The 4,609-nt window shown below is 62.5% G+C and carries 6 protein-coding genes and 1 pseudogene; 5 read left to right on the top strand and 2 right to left on the bottom strand.

The genetic code is table 11. The features are described 5' to 3' along the window. Together VKP01_RS08315 and rplI are read left to right on the top strand one after the other, a co-directional pair. Positions 1 to 213, top strand: a pseudogene (locus VKP01_RS08315) (hypothetical protein); the annotation flags it as partial. Positions 214 to 237: 24 nt separating this feature from the next. Beyond that, a complete protein-coding gene (rplI, locus tag VKP01_RS08310; RefSeq protein WP_324411685.1) occupies positions 238 to 852 on the top strand; it encodes a 50S ribosomal protein L9 in 615 nt (204 codons plus the stop codon). 75 nt (positions 853 to 927) lie between these two features. On the opposite strand, the gene VKP01_RS08305 is transcribed toward rplI, so the two are convergent. Continuing rightward, positions 928 to 1,728 carry a rhomboid family intramembrane serine protease gene (locus tag VKP01_RS08305; RefSeq protein ID WP_324411684.1) on the bottom strand — a complete coding sequence of 267 codons (801 nt, stop codon included), beginning with the start codon at positions 1,726 to 1,728 and terminating at the stop codon, positions 928 to 930. Positions 1,729 to 2,175: 447 nt separating this feature from the next. Between VKP01_RS08305 and VKP01_RS08300 the strand changes: the two genes are divergently transcribed. The 3 genes from VKP01_RS08300 to VKP01_RS08290 all read left to right on the top strand — a co-directional run bounded on the left by VKP01_RS08300 (position 2,176) and on the right by VKP01_RS08290 (position 4,239). Then, positions 2,176 to 2,754, top strand: a complete 579-nt coding sequence (locus VKP01_RS08300; RefSeq protein WP_324411683.1) for a PAS domain-containing protein — start codon at positions 2,176 to 2,178, stop codon at positions 2,752 to 2,754. Between the two features lie 121 nt (positions 2,755 to 2,875). Then, the gene (locus tag VKP01_RS08295) at positions 2,876 to 3,502 is read left to right on the top strand and encodes a PilZ domain-containing protein (protein WP_324411682.1); all 627 of its coding nucleotides are present in this window, start codon (positions 2,876 to 2,878) and stop codon (positions 3,500 to 3,502) included. A 125-nt stretch (positions 3,503 to 3,627) separates the two neighbouring features. Further along, positions 3,628 to 4,239: an exopolysaccharide biosynthesis protein gene (locus VKP01_RS08290; RefSeq protein WP_324411681.1), complete on the top strand. Its 612-nt coding sequence runs from the start codon at positions 3,628 to 3,630 to the stop codon at positions 4,237 to 4,239. A 26-nt stretch (positions 4,240 to 4,265) separates the two neighbouring features. On the opposite strand, the gene VKP01_RS08285 is transcribed toward VKP01_RS08290, so the two are convergent. Then, on the bottom strand, positions 4,266 to 4,609 hold a 344-nt coding region (locus tag VKP01_RS08285; RefSeq protein ID WP_324411680.1), incomplete at its 5' end, for an EAL domain-containing protein.

The following is a 4,609-nucleotide window of genomic DNA, read 5'->3' as shown; positions in this document are numbered from 1 at the left end:
CAAGGGCTCGCGGCCGTTCACGAGATGAGCCAGGGTCGCTCCGGGCGCGGTTTCATTCTCGTCCTGACCTATCTCATGGTCCTGCTCAGCCAGGGCCTCGTCTTTCTGCCGCTGATCATGTTCGGCCTCACCGATACGGCGCTCGGTATCCGCGAGCGGATGCGCGCCAATGCCTCGGGCCGCAACACGGGTGGCGGCCCACCTCTCTCTTAACGACAGTCAACAGGAGTTCGAAACATGGATGTCATTCTCTTGGAACGCGTTCCCAAGCTCGGCCAGATGGGCGAAGTGGTGAAGGTTCGCAATGGTTACGCCCGCAATTTCCTTCTGCCCCAGGGCAAGGCCCTGCGCGCCAGCAAGGCCAATCGCGAGCATTTCGAGGCGCAGCGCGCCCAGCTCGAGGCCCGCAACCTCGAACGCCGCAAGGAAGCCGAAGGCGTTGCCGGCAAGCTCGACGGGCAGACCTTCGCCATCATCCGCCAGGCCGGCGAGACGGGCGTGCTCTACGGTTCGGTCGCGACCCGCGACATCGCGGAAGTCGTCACCGAAAACGGTTTCACCGTGGGACGTAACCAGATCGAGCTGAACCAGGCGATCAAGAATCTCGGCCTGCACGCGGTCAAGGTGCAGCTGCATCCGGAAGTCGAGATCACCATCACCATGAACGTCGCCCGTTCGCTCGATGAAGCCGAGCGCCAGGCACGCGGTGAAGACGTCACCGCCCGCGAGGCCTTCGATCTCGACGAGCTCGGCCTCGAAGTCGGCGCAGCGCTCGAAGAAGACGTCGAGGAAGCCCACCCCCGCGGCGAGGCTGCCGAGGCCGGCGAAGGCGAAGACGACGATCGCAGCTGAGCGCTGCGGCGTTTCAGCGATGCGCAAAAGAAGGCCGGCGCCGCAGCGTCGGCCTTTTTCGTTGGCGCAATGACCTTACCCACGCGGATCGATTCGCGGGAGCATGACGAGGCCGACAAGGAAACCGCCGATATGCGCCTGCCAGGCGACACCGCCCTCGCTGATGCCGAGCGGTCCGGCGCCGACACCGAAGAGAAAGTTCAGAGCGAACCAGATCCCGAAGAAAACCATCGTGCGCTGGTTGCGCAGCATTTCCGGCAGGGTCTCGCGCGGCCGCAGATGCGCATGCGAGTCAATCAGGCCACCCCCATGGGGGGTGCGCGTGAAGACAAACCAGGCAGCCGCTCCCATCATGCCGGACACGACAGCGGAAGCGCCGACCATCGGCGTGAAATCATGCATGTTCGTGAGCCAGTGCGCGAGCGTTCCACCCAAAGCCGTCAGCAGGCAGAGGAGCAGAAACCGCCCCTCGCCCAGCCGTCGCGCCACGGGCGTACCGAACGCTGCCAGCCAGAACACGTTGAGCAGGACATGCGACCAGGATCCATGCAGCAGCGCATAGCTCAGCGGCCCGAAGAGTGAATTGGGTGCCTCGACAAGCACCATGCGCATGAGGCTCAACGCACGCGGATCGAGGGCGCCACCACCGGTCAGCCGCTCGAAGATCGCCTCTTCAGCCGCTGGGTTGAGCCAAAGAGTCCAGCTGCCCGGCACGAACCCGAAACGGAAGATCGTCTCGACCTCGAATTGCGAACTGCTCAGCGACAGCACGAGATGGATCCCGAGCAGAACGGCACAGATCACAATGATGATGCGCGGCAGGTGAAACAGCGGTTCGCGCGGCGGCGGCGGCGGGGATAGCGGATGAGGCTGCATGCTTGCTCGGGACGCGGGGGACGGACCATGACTGAGAGGCCGACGGCCCCGGCTCTCGGTCTGTGAAAAAAGATCGGGGAGGGTCGGCACCCTCCCCGATCCGAAGGATATCGTGTCCGGCATGTGATTTTGCAATCCATGTGCCAGGACACGGGTCTCCTTTGGGGCGAAACGCCCCCACCTCCCGTCCCGGAAGGTCGACAGACACGCCGTGACAAGCGCTCATTACCTAACGTCAAGCACCTTAATCCGCCGGCACGGATTGACAACGTCAACGTTTCGTTAACCTTAACGAATGGTTTCCAGAACGCAACCCATGCGTTCAGGCATAATTTTCGCTAACCATATCCTTCACAGTTCCAAACCGGGCTTTCCGGCGCTCATCCGGTGGGGAGCTGGTTCAAAAACACACAATCCCGCCCCAATCGGCGGGACGGAGAGGCCGTTATGAAACATGCCGCGACCCGGATGCTCTTTTCCTACTGGGACTCGCTGCGCGGGGAGCGCGCTGCGCCGGAACGTGGCGAGGTCGAGCCGGGGGAGATCCGCCATATCCTGGCCGACACTTTCATTCTCGAAATCGAGGAGGAGATCTGCCGCTTCCGGCTCGCCGGAACGCGCATCTGTGCGTTGTTCGGGCGTGAGCTCAAGAGCTCACCCTTCACCGCTCTGTGGGATCCAGCGACACCGGATGACGGCAATCGCCAGATCGAGATCGTCACCAGCGAGACCGCCGGTATCGTCTCGGGCGTTGTCGGCCATACGGCCCGCGGCGACACGCTCGACATGGAACTGACCCTCCTGCCGCTGCGCCATCGCGGACGGACACAGGCCCGTGTGCTGGGGGCACTTTCGCCGGCACTAATTCCGCACTGGATCGGCTTCGACAATCTCAGCCATCTGAGCCTGAATTCAATGCGTGTGATCTGGCCAATCGGACGCACGGAAACCCGGGAATTCGCCTGCGACGACGATCCGGTCGAGCGCCGCCGGCGCTTCGTGGTGCATCAGGGTGGGCGCGGCTGAATCGAGACGCACATTATTCGCAACATTTTTGGGTTGTGATCGAACTCTCTAAGGCACCGTTAACCGGCGCGCCCTATCCTTTTCCGGCATGAAGATCCACTGTGCGGGGTGAGCGGAAATCATGGGTGCGGCAGAAGCGAGAGCAGACACGGAGAAGGCGGTCCCGGCATACCGCTCCGACCGCCGTCGTTTCGCGCGTGTGAAGGTTTCCCTGCTCGGACGCTACATGCTTTCGAACCGACAGGAATATCCTTGTCAGAGCGCTGATTTTTCGCCCGGTGGCGTCGCGCTCGTCGCGCCGGTCATCGGTGCGATCGGTGAACGGGTGGTTTGCTATTTCGAGCATATCGGTCGTATCGAAGGCCAGATCGTGCGCCATACCGATACGGGCTTTGCCATCACCATCAATGCCACACCGCGCAAGCGCGACAAGCTCGCCTCGCAGCTGACCTGGCTGGCCAACCGGCACGAGCTCGGCCTTCCCGAGGATCGCCGCCACGAGCGCATCGTTCCGATCCACAAGAACGTGACGCTGCGTCTCGACGAAGGCTTCGACGTCGAAGGCAAGTTGATCGACGTCTCGCTTTCCGGCGCCGGCATCGCCCTGGATGTGCGCCCGGCCATCGGCCTCGGTGTCGTGGTCGGCAGCACCCCGGCGCGCGTGGTGCGCCATTTCCCCGACGGGATCGCCGTGCAGTTCAACCTGCCGATCGCGGCCGACAGGTTCGACGAGAACATCGTTTTGTAGAGACGCCGGCCCCGCAGCTGCCACCATGGCGGAGATTTCGGCGCCCGCCCCTGCTTTCTGCTGTTTTCTACCTGCCAGAATCCTCATATAGGCAGAGTGATCTCGATCACCCGGGGTAGAATCGTTTGCTCAGAACTTCCGATATCCTCGTCCGGCTCGCCGCCTCGACGACAGGTGACCGCATCACCCTGTTCGAGATCGTCGCACGTATCCGCGCGCGCGCCTTCGGCGTGTTGCTGATCCTCTTCGCCGCTCCCAATGCCCTGCCGATGCCGCCGGGTTTCTCGACATTCTCCGCGATCTTCATACTGCTCGTGGCCATCCAGCTCATGTTCGGGCGCACGGCGCTGTGGATACCCCGGCGTCTCGGCTACAAATCGGTCTCTCGGCAGCAGCTCGACCGCGTGATCGCCTGGATCGTCCCGAAGCTCATACGGATCGAGCGCTGGAGCAAACCGCGCTATATCAGGCTCACCCGTCAGAATGCACGCCGGCCTTTGGGTATTCTCATCATCATCCTGGCCCTGATCATGGCATTGCCGATTCCGATCATTGGCAACATGCCGCCGGCGATCGCGATTACCCTGATGGGTTTCGGCATGTTGGAGCGTGACGGAGTCTGGGTCGGTGCCGGTGTCGTGGTCGCACTGATCGACATCGCCGTCATCATCGCGCTGGCCTTCGGTTTCGCCACGATCGGGATGGCCATCTATGACGGAATGCCCCTTCCCTTCTAACGGGCCATGAGCGAGCTCGTCCTGCCTCACGCCGCCGTGACGCGACGCCCTGGCAGCCGGCGCGGTGTCTTGCCGAGCAGCCGATCAACCTCATCGGCACAGATCGGTCGCGAAAACAGGAAGCCCTGCATTTCATGACATCCCAGCGCCATCAGGAAACGGTGCTGCTCAGGCGTTTCTACCCCTTCCGCTGTGACCGTGAGGCCCAGAGCCCGGCCAAGATGCACGATGGAATGCACCAGAATGGCCGATTCTCCCATTTCATCCAGGCTCTCGAGGAAGGACTGGTCGATCTTGATCTTGTCGAAGGCGAAACGGCGCAGATAGATCAGCGACGAATACCCCGTGCCGAAATCATCCAGGGCGAGCG

The sequence above is a fragment of the Saliniramus sp. genome (assembly GCF_035311605.1).
Classification (GTDB): domain Bacteria; phylum Pseudomonadota; class Alphaproteobacteria; order Rhizobiales; family Beijerinckiaceae; genus Saliniramus.
The sequence above is the reverse complement of the archived record's forward strand: the minus strand, read 5'-3'. Positions and strand labels throughout refer to the sequence as shown.

Excerpts from the sequence above, each read along its gene's own strand:
- VKP01_RS08295 (WP_324411682.1), top strand. The coding sequence starts at position 2,876 with ATGGGTGCGGCAGAAGCGAGAGCAGACACGGAGAAGGCGGTCCCGGCA.
- VKP01_RS08300 (WP_324411683.1), top strand. The coding sequence starts at position 2,176 with ATGAAACATGCCGCGACCCGGATGCTCTTTTCCTACTGGGACTCGCTG.
- VKP01_RS08305 (WP_324411684.1), bottom strand. The coding sequence starts at position 1,728 with ATGCAGCCTCATCCGCTATCCCCGCCGCCGCCGCCGCGCGAACCGCTG.
- rplI (WP_324411685.1), top strand. The coding sequence starts at position 238 with ATGGATGTCATTCTCTTGGAACGCGTTCCCAAGCTCGGCCAGATGGGC.